Source organism: Pseudomonas trivialis (assembly GCF_001439805.1).
GTDB classification, from domain to species: Bacteria; Pseudomonadota; Gammaproteobacteria; order Pseudomonadales; family Pseudomonadaceae; genus Aquipseudomonas; species Aquipseudomonas trivialis.
In genome coordinates this window covers 1-16,128 of record NZ_JYLK01000027.1, presented here as the reverse complement: position 1 = coordinate 16,128, position 16,128 = coordinate 1, and the positions used below count along the sequence as shown (strand labels likewise).

General features: G+C 55.5%; 13 protein-coding genes and 4 tRNA genes. All 17 read right to left on the bottom strand.

The window, feature by feature from the left end:
* Position 1: 1 nt before the first annotated feature.
* The 17 genes from rpsG to birA all read right to left on the bottom strand — a co-directional run bounded on the left by rpsG (position 2) and on the right by birA (position 15,898).
* Complete coding sequence (rpsG, locus tag TU79_RS24365; RefSeq protein WP_002555493.1) at positions 2-472, bottom strand: 30S ribosomal protein S7; 471 nt, start codon at positions 470-472, stop codon at positions 2-4.
* 118 nt (positions 473-590) lie between these two features.
* Complete coding sequence (gene rpsL / locus TU79_RS24360) at positions 591-962, bottom strand: 30S ribosomal protein S12 (RefSeq protein WP_002555494.1); 372 nt, start codon at positions 960-962, stop codon at positions 591-593.
* Positions 963-1,178: 216 nt separating this feature from the next.
* Positions 1,179-5,378: a DNA-directed RNA polymerase subunit beta' gene (gene rpoC / locus TU79_RS24355; RefSeq protein WP_057010370.1), complete on the bottom strand. Its 4,200-nt coding sequence runs from the start codon at positions 5,376-5,378 to the stop codon at positions 1,179-1,181.
* 64 nt (positions 5,379-5,442) lie between these two features.
* The gene (gene rpoB, locus TU79_RS24350; RefSeq protein ID WP_057010369.1) at positions 5,443-9,516 is read right to left on the bottom strand and encodes a DNA-directed RNA polymerase subunit beta; all 4,074 of its coding nucleotides are present in this window, start codon (positions 9,514-9,516) and stop codon (positions 5,443-5,445) included.
* 219 nt (positions 9,517-9,735) lie between these two features.
* A complete protein-coding gene (gene rplL, locus TU79_RS24345; protein WP_053138313.1) occupies positions 9,736-10,101 on the bottom strand; it encodes a 50S ribosomal protein L7/L12 in 366 nt (121 codons plus the stop codon).
* A gap of 78 nt (positions 10,102-10,179) precedes the next feature.
* A complete protein-coding gene (gene rplJ / locus TU79_RS24340; RefSeq protein WP_003232405.1) occupies positions 10,180-10,680 on the bottom strand; it encodes a 50S ribosomal protein L10 in 501 nt (166 codons plus the stop codon).
* Positions 10,681-10,879: 199 nt separating this feature from the next.
* Positions 10,880-11,575: a 50S ribosomal protein L1 gene (gene rplA, locus TU79_RS24335; RefSeq protein ID WP_003232403.1), complete on the bottom strand. Its 696-nt coding sequence runs from the start codon at positions 11,573-11,575 to the stop codon at positions 10,880-10,882.
* Complete coding sequence (gene rplK / locus TU79_RS24330) at positions 11,575-12,006, bottom strand: 50S ribosomal protein L11 (RefSeq protein ID WP_003176435.1); 432 nt, start codon at positions 12,004-12,006, stop codon at positions 11,575-11,577. The genes rplA and rplK overlap by 1 nt, the downstream gene beginning before the upstream one ends.
* A 117-nt stretch (positions 12,007-12,123) precedes the next feature.
* Positions 12,124-12,657 (bottom strand): transcription termination/antitermination protein NusG, encoded by a 534-nt coding sequence (gene nusG, locus TU79_RS24325; RefSeq protein ID WP_057010368.1) that lies wholly within the window; start codon positions 12,655-12,657, stop codon positions 12,124-12,126.
* Positions 12,658-12,666: 9 nt separating this feature from the next.
* Positions 12,667-13,035 (bottom strand): preprotein translocase subunit SecE, encoded by a 369-nt coding sequence (gene secE, locus TU79_RS24320; RefSeq protein WP_003194658.1) that lies wholly within the window; start codon positions 13,033-13,035, stop codon positions 12,667-12,669.
* 45 nt (positions 13,036-13,080) lie between these two features.
* Positions 13,081-13,156, bottom strand: a tRNA-Trp gene (locus tag TU79_RS24315).
* A 162-nt stretch (positions 13,157-13,318) separates the two neighbouring features.
* A tRNA-Thr gene (locus TU79_RS24310) sits at positions 13,319-13,394 on the bottom strand.
* Positions 13,395-13,420: 26 nt separating this feature from the next.
* Positions 13,421-13,494 (bottom strand) — tRNA-Gly (locus TU79_RS24305).
* 24 nt (positions 13,495-13,518) lie between these two features.
* Positions 13,519-13,603: transfer RNA gene (locus tag TU79_RS24300), tRNA-Tyr, on the bottom strand.
* Positions 13,604-13,745: 142 nt separating this feature from the next.
* Positions 13,746-14,192 (bottom strand): hypothetical protein, encoded by a 447-nt coding sequence (locus TU79_RS24295; protein ID WP_057010367.1) that lies wholly within the window; start codon positions 14,190-14,192, stop codon positions 13,746-13,748.
* Positions 14,193-14,199: 7 nt separating this feature from the next.
* On the bottom strand, positions 14,200-14,949 hold the full coding sequence (locus tag TU79_RS24290; protein WP_057010366.1) for a pantothenate kinase: 750 nt from the start codon (positions 14,947-14,949) through the stop codon (positions 14,200-14,202).
* Positions 14,939-15,898 (bottom strand): bifunctional biotin--[acetyl-CoA-carboxylase] ligase/biotin operon repressor BirA, encoded by a 960-nt coding sequence (birA, locus tag TU79_RS24285; protein ID WP_057010365.1) that lies wholly within the window; start codon positions 15,896-15,898, stop codon positions 14,939-14,941. The genes TU79_RS24290 and birA overlap by 11 nt, the downstream gene beginning before the upstream one ends.
* Positions 15,899-16,128 lie beyond the last annotated feature (230 nt).

The following is a 16,128-nucleotide window of genomic DNA, read 5'->3' as shown; positions in this document are numbered from 1 at the left end:
ATTAGAAGCGGTAGTGCGAGAAAGCTTTGTTGGCTTCAGCCATACGGTGCACGTCTTCACGCTTCTTAACAGCAGCACCTTTACCTTCAGCAGCGTCCAACAGCTCGCCGGCCAAACGCAGAGCCATAGACTTCTCGCCGCGCTTGCGGGCGAAGTCTACCAACCAGCGCATTGCCAGGGCGTTACGACGGGACGGACGAACTTCGACCGGAACCTGGTAAGTAGCACCGCCTACACGGCGCGACTTCACTTCGACCAGCGGAGCGATGGCGTCGAGAGCTTTCTCGAAGATTTCCAGGGGATCGCTGTTCTTGCGTTCTTTAACCTTTTCCAGCGCGCCATAAACGATACGCTCGGCAACGGCTTTTTTGCCGCTTTCCATTACGTGGTTCATGAACTTGGCCAGAATTTGGCTTCCGTATTTTGGATCGTCAAGCACTTCGCGCTTGGCTGCTACGCGTCTTCTTGGCATGGATAAGCCCTCAAACGGTCTTCAGGTTCGTTCGGAATCAGTGCCCTTTCGGGGCGCCTCCGACCTTACTCTTATCGACTCAGAAAATAAGATGATTCAGTTTTACAAAAAGCCGTTACTACTTAGGCTTCTTGGTACCGTACTTCGAACGACCCTGGTTACGGCCTTTAACGCCGGAAGTATCCAAGGAGCCGCGTACGGTGTGGTAACGAACACCTGGCAAGTCTTTTACACGACCGCCGCGGATCAGTACCACGCTGTGCTCTTGCAGGTTGTGGCCTTCACCGCCGATGTACGAGGAAACCTCGAAACCGTTGGTCAGGCGCACACGGCATACTTTACGCAGTGCCGAGTTAGGTTTTTTCGGCGTGGTGGTATACACACGGGTGCATACGCCACGACGTTGCGGGCAGTTCTGCAGCGCAGGCACGTCGGATTTCTCGACGATACGCTTACGCGGCTGACGTACCAGCTGGTTGATAGTTGCCATCTACTAGCTCCACTGTTGTCTTGCGACGCTATTGTCTTGCAAGAAAAGCAAAATGGCAGGAACGAATTCCCGCCAAATTTAGGGGTACAAGAGTCTAAAGAGGATCTTGCCCCCAGTCAAGGCAAGGCCCCGACCTCCCCGCCCGTCGAATCGGGGCATAAATGCCTCGATCCGACGAATGGGGATGTCAGGGCCCAGTCTCATCTATTGCAGAACTCAGTTACCGCTTGAGTTCAGCGCTTCGGTCAGTGCAGCTTCCACTTCACTGGCGCTCACGCGCAGCGGCTTGTCAGCATCACGGCGGCGCTTGCGCTCGCTGTGGTAAGCCAAACCGGTACCCGCCGGGATCAGACGACCCACAACCACGTTTTCTTTCAGGCCGCGCAGGTAATCGCGCTTGCCGGTTACCGCTGCTTCGGTCAGTACGCGAGTGGTCTCCTGGAAGGAGGCCGCCGAGATGAACGACTCAGTGGACAACGACGCCTTGGTGATACCCAGCAGCACGCGAGTGAACTTGGAGACAAACTTGTCATCCGCGCCCAGACGCTCGTTCTCTACCAGTACGTGAGTCAGTTCCATCTGGTCGCCCTTGATGAAACTGGAATCGCCGGATTCAGCGATTTCAACTTTACGCAGCATCTGACGCAGGATGGTCTCGATGTGCTTGTCGTTGATCTTCACGCCCTGCAGGCGGTAAACGTCCTGGATCTCGTTGACGATGTACTTGGCCAGCGCACTCACACCCAACAGACGCAGGATGTCGTGTGGATCGCTCGGGCCGTCGGAGATAACTTCGCCGCGGTTGACCTGTTCGCCTTCGAAGACGTTCAGGTGACGCCACTTCGGAATCAGCTCTTCGTACGGATCGGTACCGTCGTTCGGGGTAATGACCAGACGGCGCTTGCCCTTGGTCTCTTTACCGAACGCGATGGTGCCGCTGACTTCGGCCAGAATCGACGCTTCCTTCGGACGACGCGCTTCGAACAAGTCGGCAACACGCGGCAGACCACCGGTGATGTCGCGGGTTTTCGACGTTTCCTGCGGGATACGCGCGATAACATCACCGATCGCGATCTTCGCACCATCCGCTACACCGACCAGGGCGTTGGCTGGCAGGAAGTACTGAGCGATTACGTCAGTGCCTGGCAGCAACAAGTCCTTGCCGTTGTCGTCGACCATCTTCACGGCAGGACGGATGTCTTTACCGGCAGCTGGACGGTCTTTCGCGTCGAGTACTTCAATGTTGGTCATACCGGTCAATTCGTCGGTCTGACGCTTGATCGTGATGCCTTCTTCCATGCCCACGTAGGTCACGGTACCTTTCATTTCGGTAACGATTGGGTGAGTGTGCGGATCCCACTTGGCCACGATTGCGCCAGCGTCGACCTTGTCACCTTCTTTAACCGAAATCACAGCACCGTACGGCAGCTTGTAACGCTCACGCTCACGACCGTAGTCATCAGCGATTGCCAGCTCACCGGAACGGGACACAGCAACCAGGTGGCCATCCACTCGCTCAACGTGCTTCAGGTTGTGCAGACGGACAGTACCGCCATTCTTCACCTGAACGCTATCGGCTGCAGAGGTCCGGCTTGCCGCACCACCGATGTGGAACGTACGCATGGTCAGCTGGGTACCTGGCTCACCGATGGATTGGGCAGCGATAACGCCGACCGCTTCACCGATATTCACCTGGTGACCACGAGCCAAATCACGGCCGTAGCACTTGGCGCAGATGCCGTAGCGGGTTTCGCAACTGATCGGCGAGCGAACGATCACTTCGTCGATGCTGTTGAGTTCGATGAACTCGACCCACTTCTCGTCAACCAGGGTGCCAGCAGGAACGATAACTTCCTCGGTACCCGGCTTGAACACGTCACGGGCAATGACTCGACCCAGTACGCGCTCACCCAGCGGCTCTACAACGTCACCGCCTTCAATGTGCGGCGTCATCAGCAAGCCGTGTTCGGTGCCGCAGTCGATCTCGGTAACAACCAGATCCTGTGCAACGTCTACCAGACGACGAGTCAGGTAACCGGAGTTAGCCGTCTTCAACGCGGTATCCGCCAGACCTTTACGAGCACCGTGAGTGGAGATGAAGTACTGAAGTACGCTCAAACCTTCACGGAAGTTCGCAGTAATCGGCGTTTCAATGATGGAGCCGTCCGGCTTGGCCATGAGGCCACGCATACCGGCGAGCTGACGGATCTGCGCAGCAGAACCCCGTGCGCCCGAGTCGGCCATCATGTACATGGAGTTGAAGGACTCCTGGTCAACTTCGTCGCCATGACGGTCGATGACTTTCTCTTTCGAGAGGTTGGCCATCATTGCCTTGGACACTTCGTCGTTGGCCTTGGACCAAAGGTCGATCACCTTGTTGTACTTCTCGCCCTGGGTTACCAGGCCGGAGGCGTACTGGCTTTCGATCTCTTTCACTTCATCGGTGGCGGCACTGATGATGCGGGCTTTTTCATCCGGGATAACGAAGTCGTTAACACCGATGGAAACGCCGGAAATGGTCGAATAAGCAAAACCTGTGTACATCAACTGGTCAGCGAAGATCACGGTCTCTTTCAGACCAACCACGCGGTAGCACTGGTTGATCAGCTTGGAGATCGCCTTTTTCTTCATCGGCAGGTTGACGACATCGTACGACAGACCTTTTGGCACAACCTGATACAACAGTGCACGGCCGACAGTGGTGTCGACGATACGCACGTTGCTCACACTGCCGCCGTCACGGTCGTTGACGGTTTCGTGGATCCGCACTTTGACCTTGGCGTGCAGTGCGGCTTCGCCGGCACGGAATACACGGTCAACTTCCTGCAGGTCCGCGAAGACACGACCTTCGCCCTTGGCGTTGATCGCTTCACGGGTCATGTAGTACAGACCCAATACAACGTCCTGCGACGGAACGATGATTGGCTCACCGTTGGCTGGCGACAGAATGTTGTTGGTCGACATCATCAACCCACGCGCTTCCAACTGAGCTTCCAGTGTCAGCGGTACGTGCACGGCCATTTGGTCGCCGTCGAAGTCGGCGTTGTACGCAGCACAGACCAGCGGGTGCAGCTGGATAGCCTTACCTTCGATCAGTACTGGTTCAAACGCCTGGATACCCAGGCGGTGAAGGGTCGGTGCACGGTTGAGGAGAACCGGGTGTTCGCGAATCACTTCAGCGAGAACGTCCCAAACCTCTGGCAGCTCGCGCTCGACCATTTTCTTGGCCGCTTTGATGGTGGTCGCGAGACCGCGCATTTCCAGCTTGCCGAAGATGAATGGCTTGAACAGCTCGAGTGCCATCTTCTTGGGCAGACCGCACTGGTGCAGACGCAGGGTCGGGCCTACGGTAATTACCGAACGACCGGAGTAGTCAACACGCTTACCGAGCAAGTTCTGACGGAAACGACCTTGCTTACCCTTGATCATGTCAGCCAGGGATTTCAAAGGACGTTTGTTCGAACCAGTGATAGCGCGGCCACGACGACCGTTGTCGAGCAAGGCATCGACCGCTTCCTGCAACATACGCTTTTCGTTGCGCACGATGATGTCCGGAGCGGACAGATCAAGCAGACGCTTCAAGCGGTTGTTACGGTTGATCACGCGGCGGTACAGGTCGTTGAGGTCGGACGTCGCGAAACGACCACCGTCCAACGGTACCAGCGGACGCAGGTCTGGCGGCAGAACCGGCAGAACGGTCAGCACCATCCACTCTGGCAGGTTGCCGGAACCCTGGAAGGCTTCCATCAACTTCAGACGCTTGGACAGCTTCTTGATCTTGGTTTCGGAGTTGGTTTGCGGAATTTCTTCGCGCAGGCGGCCAATCTCGTGTTCCAGGTCGATAGCGTGCAGCAGTTCGCGGACAGCTTCGGCACCCATGCGGGCATCGAAATCGTCGCCGAACTCTTCCAGCGCCTCGAAGTACTGCTCGTCGTTCAGCAGCTGACCTTTCTCAAGAGTGGTCATGCCTGGATCGATAACGACATAGCTCTCGAAGTAGAGAACGCGTTCGATATCACGCAGGGTCATGTCCATCAGCAAGCCGATACGGGACGGCAGCGATTTCAGGAACCAGATGTGGGCAACCGGCGAAGCCAGCTCGATGTGCGCCATGCGCTCACGACGAACCTTGGCCAATGCAACTTCAACGCCGCACTTCTCGCAGATCACACCACGGTGCTTCAAGCGCTTGTACTTACCGCACAGGCACTCGTAATCCTTTACCGGGCCAAAGATCTTGGCGCAGAACAGGCCGTCACGTTCAGGTTTGAACGTACGGTAGTTAATGGTTTCCGGCTTTTTAACTTCACCGAACGACCACGAACGGATCATCTCAGGCGATGCCAACCCAATACGGATGGCGTCGAACTCTTCGACTTGACCCTGGTTTTTCAGCAAATTCAGTAGGTCTTTCAAGGCCTTTCCTCCTGGCGGAGCAGAGAGCGGGCATCGCTGCCACGCTCTCGATTCGCGTCACGTGTTATTCGGTTTCCAGATCGATATCGATGCCGAGGGAACGAATTTCTTTGATCAACACGTTGAAGGACTCGGGCATGCCCGGCTCCATACGGTGATCGCCGTCCACGATGTTTTTGTACATCTTGGTACGACCGTTCACATCGTCCGACTTCACTGTGAGCATTTCTTGCAGAGTGTATGCAGCACCGTATGCTTCCAGTGCCCAAACCTCCATCTCCCCGAAACGCTGACCACCGAACTGAGCCTTACCACCCAGCGGCTGCTGGGTAACCAGGCTGTAAGAACCGGTAGAACGAGCATGCATCTTATCGTCTACCAAGTGGTTCAGCTTCAGCATGTACATGTAGCCAACAGTAACCGGGCGCTCAAACTTGTTGCCGGTACGGCCGTCGAACAGCTGCATCTGGCCGCTTTCCGGCAGGTCTGCCAGTTTCAGCATGGCCTTGATTTCGCTTTCCTTGGCACCGTCGAACACCGGGGTAGCCATTGGAACGCCGCCGCGCAGGTTCTTCGCCAGATCCAGGATTTCCTGGTCGGAGAAGGTATCCAGCTCTTCGTTGCGACCGCCGATCTCGTTGTAGATCTCGTGCAGGAACTTGCGCAGGTCTGCGACCTTGCGCTGCTCTTCGATCATACGGTTGATCTTCTCGCCCAGACCTTTGGCCGCGAGGCCCAGGTGGGTTTCAAGGATCTGACCAACGTTCATACGCGAAGGTACGCCCAACGGGTTGAGGACGACGTCGACCGGGGTGCCATTGGCATCGTGCGGCATGTCTTCAACTGGCATGATCACGGAGACCACACCCTTGTTACCGTGACGACCAGCCATCTTGTCGCCCGGCTGGATGCGGCGACGGATTGCCAGGTAAACCTTGACGATTTTCAGCACGCCTGGAGCCAGGTCATCGCCCTGCTGCAGTTTGCGCTTCTTGTCTTCGAACTTGTCGTCCAGCAGACGACGACGATCAACGATGTAGGCCTGAGCCTTCTCGAGCTGCTCATTCAGAGCGTCTTCAGCCATGCGCAGCTTGAACCACTGGCCATGCTCAAGACCGTCGAGTACTTCGTCGGTGATGTCCTGACCTTTCTTCAGACCTGCGCCGCCTTCGGCCTTGTGGCCTACCAGAGCGGAACGCAGACGTTCGAAGGTCGCGCCTTCAACGATACGGAACTCTTCGTTCAGATCCTTGCGGATCTCGTCGAGTTGAGTCTTCTCGATGGACAGTGCACGAGCATCACGCTCAACGCCGTCACGGGTGAAGACCTGTACGTCGATGACAGTGCCCTTGGTACCGGTAGGTACACGCAGAGAGGTGTCTTTAACGTCGCTGGCTTTTTCACCGAAGATGGCACGCAACAGCTTTTCTTCCGGTGTCAGCTGGGTCTCGCCTTTCGGAGTGACCTTACCCACCAGAATGTCGCCTGCGCCAACTTCAGCACCTACGTAAACGATACCGGCTTCGTCCAGCTTGTTCAGTGCAGCTTCACCCACGTTCGGGATGTCTGCAGTGATTTCCTCTGGGCCAAGCTTGGTGTCACGCGCCACACAGGTCAGTTCCTGAATGTGGATCGTGGTGAAGCGGTCTTCCTGAACAACACGCTCGGACAGGCAGATGGAGTCTTCGAAGTTGAAGCCGTTCCATGCCATGAACGCGATGCGCATGTTCTGACCCAGTGCCAGTTCACCCATGTCGGTGGACGGACCGTCGGCCATGATGTCGCTACGCTGAACGCGATCACCTTTGCGCACCAGCGGACGCTGGTTGATGCAGGTGTTCTGGTTCGAGCGGGTGTATTTGGTCAGGTTGTAGATGTCGACACCGGCTTCGCCAGTTTCAACTTCGTCATCGGCAACACGAACCACGATACGGCTGGCATCAACGGAGTCGATCACGCCGCCACGACGAGCCACGACGCAAACGCCGGAGTCACGGGCTACGTTACGCTCCATGCCGGTACCTACCAGCGGCTTGTCGGCACGCAGGGTGGGTACAGCCTGACGCTGCATGTTGGAACCCATCAACGCACGGTTGGCGTCATCGTGTTCCAGGAACGGGATCAGCGACGCAGCAACCGACACTACCTGCTTGGGCGATACATCCATCAAGGTGACGTCTTCCGGCGCCTTGACGGTGAACTCGTTCAAGTGACGAACCGCTACCAGCTCGTCGGTCAGCACTTTCTTGTCGTTCATCGTGGCCGAAGCCTGAGCGATCACGTGATCAGCTTCTTCGATGGCGGAAAGGAACACGATCTCGTCGGTGACCAGAGCGTCTTTCACCACACGGTACGGGCTCTCGAGGAAGCCGTACTGGTTGGTACGCGCATAAGCGGCCAGGGAATTGATCAGACCGATGTTCGGACCTTCCGGCGTTTCGATCGGGCAAACACGACCGTAGTGCGTCGGGTGAACGTCACGCACTTCAAAGCCAGCACGTTCACGGGTCAGACCGCCCGGGCCCAGTGCGGAAACACGGCGTTTGTGGGTGATCTCGGAGAGCGGGTTGTTCTGGTCCATGAACTGCGAGAGCTGGCTGGAACCGAAGAACTCTTTCACCGCAGCAGCCACTGGCTTGGCGTTGATCAGGTCTTGCGGCATCAGGCCTTCGCTTTCGGCCATCGACAGACGCTCTTTGACCGCACGCTCAACACGTACCAGGCCAACGCGGAACTGGTTTTCGGCCATTTCGCCAACACAGCGAACACGACGGTTACCGAGGTGGTCGATGTCATCGACGATGCCTTTGCCGTTACGAATATCGACCAGGGTCTTCAAGACGGCAACGATGTCTTCCTTGCACAACACGCCCGAACCTTCGATCTCGGTACGACCGATACGACGGTTGAACTTCATCCGGCCGACCGCAGACAGGTCATAGCGCTCAGGGCTGAAGAACAGGTTGTTGAACAGGGTTTCGGCAGCGTCTTTGGTAGGTGGCTCGCCAGGACGCATCATGCGATAGATCTCGACCAGCGCTTCCAATTGGTTGCTGGTGGAGTCGATCTTCAGGGTGTCGGAGACGAACGGACCGCAGTCGATGTCGTTGGTGTACAGCGTCTCGATGCGAACAACTTGAGCCTTGGCGATTTTTGCCAAGATCTCGGTGTTCAACTCGGTGTTGCACTCAGCCAGGATTTCGCCAGTAGCCGGGTGAACAATAACCTTGGCGGTAGTGCGACCCAGGACGTAGTCCAGAGGCACGTCCAACGAGGTAATACCGGCTTTTTCGATCTGGTTGATGTGGCGCGCAGTAATACGACGGCCAGCCTCAACAATGACCTTGCCCTTCTCGTCCTGGATATCCAGAACGGCAATCTCGCCACGCAGGCGCGAAGGCACCAGTTCCAGGCTGAGGGTTTCATCCTTCAGGCTGAATACGTTGGTGGTATAGAAAGCGTCCAGTACCTGTTCGGTGGTGTAGCCGAGCGCGCGCAGCAGTACCGAGGCCGGCAGCTTGCGACGACGGTCGATACGCACGAACACGCAGTCTTTCGGGTCGAACTCGAAGTCCAGCCACGAACCGCGGTACGGAATGATCCGCGCGGAGTACAGGAGTTTGCCGGAGCTGTGCGTCTTGCCGCGGTCGTGGTCGAAGAACACGCCCGGGGAACGGTGCAGCTGGGAAACGATTACACGCTCGGTACCGTTGATAACGAAGGTACCGTTCTCGGTCATCAATGGGATTTCGCCCATGTAGACTTCTTGCTCTTTGATGTCCTTGATCGCTTTGTTCGACGACTCTTTGTCGAAAATGATCAGACGGACTTTTACCCGCAAAGGTACGGCGTACGTTACGCCACGCAACACGCATTCTTTGACATCAAATGCCGGTTCGCCCAGGCGATAACCGACGTACTCCAGCGCAGCATTGCCGGAGTAGCTGATGATCGGGAAAACGGATTTGAAGGCCGCATGCAGGCCCACGTCGCGGAACTGATCTTTGGTCGCTCCCGCCTGCAAGAATTCACGATACGAATCCAGCTGGATAGCCAGAAGGTACGGGACATCCATGACGTCCGGCAACTTGCTAAAGTCCTTGCGGATACGTTTTTTCTCAGTATATGAGTAAGCCATCAGCGTTCCCCAGCTTGGTCACCTGCTTGTTTGGCCCCTCCGACGGGAGCAGCCAGAAAATCTTGCAAACCCCATGGTTTGCACCACCGCTTCGGGTGGCTACAGCGCGTTAATGGCGGCGACCGAGTCGACAGCCAAGAACGGAAAAAGGCCGGTGGCAAGAGCCACCAGCCATCAGCCTTAAGCTTGACGCTTGGGCTGGAGACGCAAGGTCGATGCTTACTTCAGCTCGACTTTAGCGCCTGCTTCTTCCAGAGTTGCCTTGGCTTTGTCGCCGGCATCTTTGGTCACTGCTTCCAGAACCATGGCAGGAGCGCCGTCAACTACAGCCTTGGCTTCTTTCAGGCCCAGACCGGTCAGTTCACGTACTGCCTTGATCACGTTTACTTTCTTCTCGCCAGCTTCCAGCAGCATGACGTTGAATTCGGTTTGCTCTTCAACAACGGCAGCAGCAGCAGCTGGACCGGCGGAAGCAGCGGCAGCGGAAACGCCGAATTTTTCTTCGAAAGCTTTGATCAGCTCAACAACCTGCAGAACCGACATTTCAGCTACGGCGTTGAGGATATCGTCTTGGGAGATAGACATTGCTGTATTTCCTGAATTGGGGGACGGCCTACGCGGCCATCGAAATAAACAAAAATACGCGAGAGAAGTGACTCAGCCTTAGGCTGCGGCAGCTTCTTTTTGCTCGCGAACTGCAGCCAGAGTACGAGCCAGCTTGCTGGTAGCGCCTTGAATCACGCTCATCAGCTGCGAAATGGCTTCGTCGCGGGTCGGCAGTGTTGCCAGTACGTCGATTTGGTTAGCTGCGAGGAACTTGCCCTCGAACGCAGCTGCCTTGATCTCGAACTTATCCTGACTCTTGGCGAATTCCTTGAACAAACGGGCAGCAGCGCCTGGATGGTCCTTGGAGAACGCGATCAGAGTCGGGCCGGTGAACACGTCGTTGAGAACACTGTATTCAGTGTCAGCAACGGCGCGCTTGAGCAGGGTGTTACGTACAACACGTACGTATACGCCAGCTTCACGAGCCTCTTTACGGAGTCCGGTCATAGCGCCTACTGTCACACCACGGGCATCAGCCACGACAGCGGACAGAGCAGCTTTGGCAGCCTCGTTGACTTCAGCGACGATGGCCTTCTTGTCTTCGAGATTAATTGCCACGGGTTTAACTCCTGCTTGTTACCGTTTCATCTGGCCGGAGCCGGATGTCGTTTTGGTGTCTGATTCGGTAAGGAACCGGGAGCACCATCTGCGTAGGCTTGTTGGTTTAAGACTTGCGTCGCCTACGGTCTTGGATAGCCCCCGCCAGGCAGGGACCCCAATCTTTCAATTGGCGCAATCACTTGCACCAACCTGTGTCTTATACGTCCAGCGAGCCTTGGTCGATGACCAGACCTGGGCCCATAGTGGTGCTCAGGGTAACGCGCTTGACGTAGATGCCTTTCGAGGAAGCTGGCTTGATACGCTTGAGATCAGCGATCAGCGCTTCAACATTTTCCTTCAGCTTGACGGCGTCGAAGCCGACTTTGCCAACGGAGGTGTGAATGATGCCGTTTTTGTCGGTGCGATAACGAACCTGACCAGCCTTGGCGTTTTTAACAGCGGTGGCTACGTCTGGAGTTACGGTGCCGACTTTAGGGTTAGGCATCAGGCCGCGCGGACCCAGGATCTGACCCAACTGACCTACAACGCGCATTGCATCCGGGGAAGCAATTACTACGTCATAGTTCAGGTCGCCGCCTTTCATTTCGGCAGCCAGATCGTCCATGCCAACGCGATCTGCGCCAGCGGCCAGAGCAGCTTCAGCTGCCGGGCCTTGGGTGAAGACAGCTACACGTACAGTCTTGCCAGTACCGTGTGGCAGCACAGTAGCGCTACGAACGACCTGGTCGGATTTACGTGGGTCAACACCCAAGTTTACAGCAACGTCAACCGACTCGCTGAACTTGACAGTCGACAGCTCGGTCAGCAAGGCAGCAGCGTCTACAAAGTTGTAGGCCTTGCCTGCTTCGATTTTGCCGGCGATAGCCTTTTGGCGCTTGGTCAGCTTAGCCATTACACACCCTCCACGTTAAGGCCCATGCTACGAGCAGAACCGGCGATGGTACGCACGGCTGCATCCATATCAGCTGCAGTCAGATCCGCGTTTTTGGTTTTCGCGATTTCTTCCAGCTGAGCACGGGTAACGGTGCCAACCTTAACGGTGTTGGGACGAGCGGAACCGCTAGTCAGACCAGCAGCTTTCTTCAACAGAACCGAAGCCGGGGTCGACTTGGTTTCGAAAGTGAAGCTACGGTCGCTGTATACAGTAATGATCACTGGAGTCGGCAGACCTGGCTCAAGACCCTGAGTACGAGCGTTGAAAGCCTTGCAGAACTCCATGATGTTCACGCCGTGCTGACCCAGAGCTGGACCGACGGGTGGGCTAGGGTTGGCCTGAGCGGCCTTCACTTGCAGCTTGATGTAAGCGGTAATCTTCTTGGCCATGAGGCACTCCAATTACGGGTTCGAACGCCTCGAAAGGCTCCCCGGTTACTTGCGCGTTTATCCCAGTGACGACAAAACCCCACAGCCTAAGGCTGCGGGGTTGGGATGCTTTGCCAGCTAGACCTTTTCGACCTGGCTGAACTCCAACTCCACTGGAGTGGAGCGACCGAAAATGAGCACTGCCACCTGGACACGACTCTTTTCGTAGTTAACTTCTTCGACAGTGCCATTGAAATCAGCGAACGGACCATCTGTGACACGAACAACCTCACCCGGCTCGAACAAGGTCTTCGGCTTGGGCTTGTCGCTACCATCAGCAACACGACGCAGAATCGCTTCCGCCTCTTTGTCGGTGATGGGAGCAGGCTTATCAGCAGTACCGCCAATGAAGCCCATCACACGAGGAGTGTCCTTGACCAAGTGCCAAGTACCTTCATTCATGTCCATCTGAACCAGCACGTAGCCAGGGAAGAACTTGCGCTCACTTTTGCGCTTCTGACCATTCCGCATTTCAACCACTTCTTCAGTGGGAACCAGAATTTCGCCAAAGCCCTCTTCCATGCCTGCGAGCTTTACGCGCTCCAGCAAAGAGCGCATCACATGCTTCTCGTAACCCGAGTAAGCATGCACAACGTACCAACGCTTAGCCACGGGACACCCTTAGCCAACAATCAAGGAAACAAGCCAGCCGAGCAGGGAATCAAGCCCCCACAACAGCAACGCCATAACCAGAACAACAGCCACTACAATCAGCGTGGTCTGCGTGGTTTCTTGGCGAGTCGGCCAAACGACTTTACGGATTTCGGTGCGAGCTTCCTTTACCAACACTGCGAAAGACTTACCCTTTGCAGTCTGCAGCCCTACAAAAGCGGCAACAGCGGCGAGGGCGAGCAAAGCGAGTACGCGGTACAGGATCGGCGAAGCAGAATAGTACTGATTGCCAACAACGCCTACGACCACCAAAGCGACAACAGCAAGCCACTTGACCAGATCGAAACGAGAGCTTTGAGCTTCAGCCTTAGGAGTCATCTATGAAGATCCTGTGAAAAGAAAGCCAGACACACCACGTGAATCTGGCAGGTCAGGAGGGAATCGAACCCCCAACCTACGGTTTTGGAGACCGTCGCTCTGCCAATTGAGCTACTGACCTAAAACAAAATCAGGCCGACCATTATGCAGGCCCGAAAAAGACATTACAACAACCAACCCCACGACACTTGAATTCACCCAGCCTTTAAAGCCGGAAGCAACACAACCAAGCCGAGGCAGCCGTTAAAACAAAGGCAGATATTCTCATATCTGCCTTGTTATATGGAGCTCTTGAGCGGATTTGAACCGCTGACCTCACCCTTACCAAGGGTGTGCTCTACCAACTGAGCTACAAGAGCAAAACACCGTGCACAACCTGCAAATCTGGAGCGGGTAGCGGGAATCGAACCCGCATCATCAGCTTGGAAGGCTGAGGTTCTACCACTAAACTATACCCGCGGAGCTTGCAGCTCACGCTAAAAATGGTGGAGGGGGAAGGATTCGAACCTTCGAAGTCGTAGACGTCAGATTTACAGTCTGATCCCTTTGGCCGCTCGGGAACCCCTCCTAAGCGAGCCGGCATTTTACATTACGCCGACCTTCTGTCAAGCATTTTCTCATTTAAAAATATGAGGTTAGCTGCGTTGACGTGTTTCGCACCGAAGCTCTTAAAAGCTCTTCACTGCGAAGCGGGCGCCATTCTATGCAAACTATTCGCGAGTTGCAATGCCTTCGCACAGCATTATTTTATGTTTTAACTCATTGAATTCCTTAGCAAGGTTTTCAAAGGGCAGATCGTCAGCCAGGCGCCGACTTTCGGGGGCGATTCTAAGCCAGTAACCCGCAGCATCAGCTGTACTTAGCAGTTGAACCCTGACCTTTATATCCAGACTGATCAGTCGCTGCTCAAGAGCCTGCGCCTGACGCTTGTCAGTGAAACCACCGATGTACATACAGGTATTTTGCACTTCTGGCGTTTTTACTTTATCCGCGCGCGCCTTAGCGTCAGCCGACTCGCTCAAAAGGCGAATGTCCTGCTGGGTGCCGCGATACAAATTCAGCGGCGTGACGTCCTTGGCACGCAGCGGCGCCTCTTGCTGATGCCATATGTAATAAAAAATGTTGAGAACGAGCAAAAGCAAAAACAGCCAACGCATAATCACCTCAAGATAAAGGGCATGCCATTGCCAACCCGACGAATACAAGGTCAGGAACCAAACGAGCTTGTGGAACCGCGTCAGCTACCAGATTCGCATCCCCACCCGTCATGAAAACCGTGAAGTCATCCCCCCAATACTGACGGGCCAGCTCAAGCTGGGTCAGCACAAACCCTCGGAGCATCAGAGTACACCCGCGCTCGACAGCCTCGACGGTTGTTCGACCAGGATGAAGGCATTCCAAGGCTCTCTCGGCCGACACATCGTCGTAGCGTATCTTGCGGGTATGGGTGCGTAGCTGATTGCGCATCAGCGGCATGCCAGGACAAATGAATCCGCCCAAGTGGTCGCCATCGGCCGTAACGAAATCTGCAGTTGCGGCGGTTCCGAAATCGAGTACAAGGCATGCGCCCGCAGCCAGCCTGTATCCGCCAAGCACTGCCAGCCAGCGATCAAGCCCAAGCCGCTCGTAATCTTCGTAGCCATTGCGCACCCCGGCCATCTCCCTGGAGGAAACGGCACAGCACACAATAACTCCAAATGCCTCCTCCAACGTCGCGACCAACTTGTTGGTTTCCTCTAACGCGCGAACGCTCACAAGCCGGCAGCGTGTAAGGAGCAGGCCCGGAAGAGCCAAAAGACTGTCAATCAGTGCGCCATCCGAGCTTACAACGCCTTCCGCACAGGCACTCGCTTTATCCGAGCCGATCACTCGCCACTTGATAAAGCTATTCCCACAGTCGAGCTCAAGAATCATCACGCAACCTCAGGCTTAACTCACCGCCACTGTATATTTTTTCGACACCATCAACATCCAGACGCAAAGCACCGTGACGATCCACTCCCAAGACAACACCATCTATGTGGTTGATACCGGCAATGAGAGACACCGCCTTACCTTGCCACAGGTGATTCAGCTCCCACTCCTCCTGAAGCTCCGAAAAGCCACAGACCCTGTGTCGCTCAAGATAGCTGTTTAGCTGGCGACTCAGTTGCGCGACCAAGTGATTACGATTAATGGAAACGCCTGTCTGCAATTGCACCGATGTCCATTCCTGATCAACATCTTCGGCCTTCTGCATATTCACATTGATACCAATGCCCAATACAACGTGACAGATGTCAGCGGGATCGCCCACCAACTCCAGCAAGATGCCGGCAATTTTCTTCTGCCCCACTAAAACATCGTTCGGCCATTTCAGGGCAGCACCTTGCACCCCCGATTCTCGCAAGGCATGCATTACAGCTAACCCGACAACCAGGCTCAACCCCTCCAGTTGCCGCAACCCACCTTCGATGCGCAACACCAGGCTGCAATAGATGTTTTGCGCAAATGGGCTCACCCACTTACGGCCGCGCCTGCCCCTACCGGCCGTTTGCTGCTCAGACAGCACGATAAAGGGAGGCTCCATACCAGCACTGACAAGGCGAAGGGCCTCGGCGTTGGTAGAGTCGATTGAATCGAAAACCTGAACTGCCCATGACAGAGGGGCCGTATTCAGCACGATCTCTTCAGCATTCAGGAACACCAGCGGCGAGGCCAACTGGTATCCGCGGCCGCGGACTTTATGGATGGGTAAATTCAGCTCCGCCTCAAGATTCTGCAGCTGCTTCCAGACAGCACTGCGACTAATCCCCAAGGCAGCGCCAAGCGATTCTCCCGAGTGGAATCGACCATCTTTTAGAAGTTTCAACAACGTCAGCATGCAAGTATCGCCTCACAAAGAGGCACGCATGATAGCCATGCGCAGAGACATTGCATAGAAAGGCCGAACACTGGCACTGAGAATGGCAGCAGACTCATTATTAGACTTTCCAATCGCCCAAAACAAAACCCCATCTGCTTTCGCAAATGGGGTTTCGGAATTTAATCTTGACGATGACCTACTCTCACATGGGGAAACCCCACACTACCATCGGCGATGCATCGTTTCAC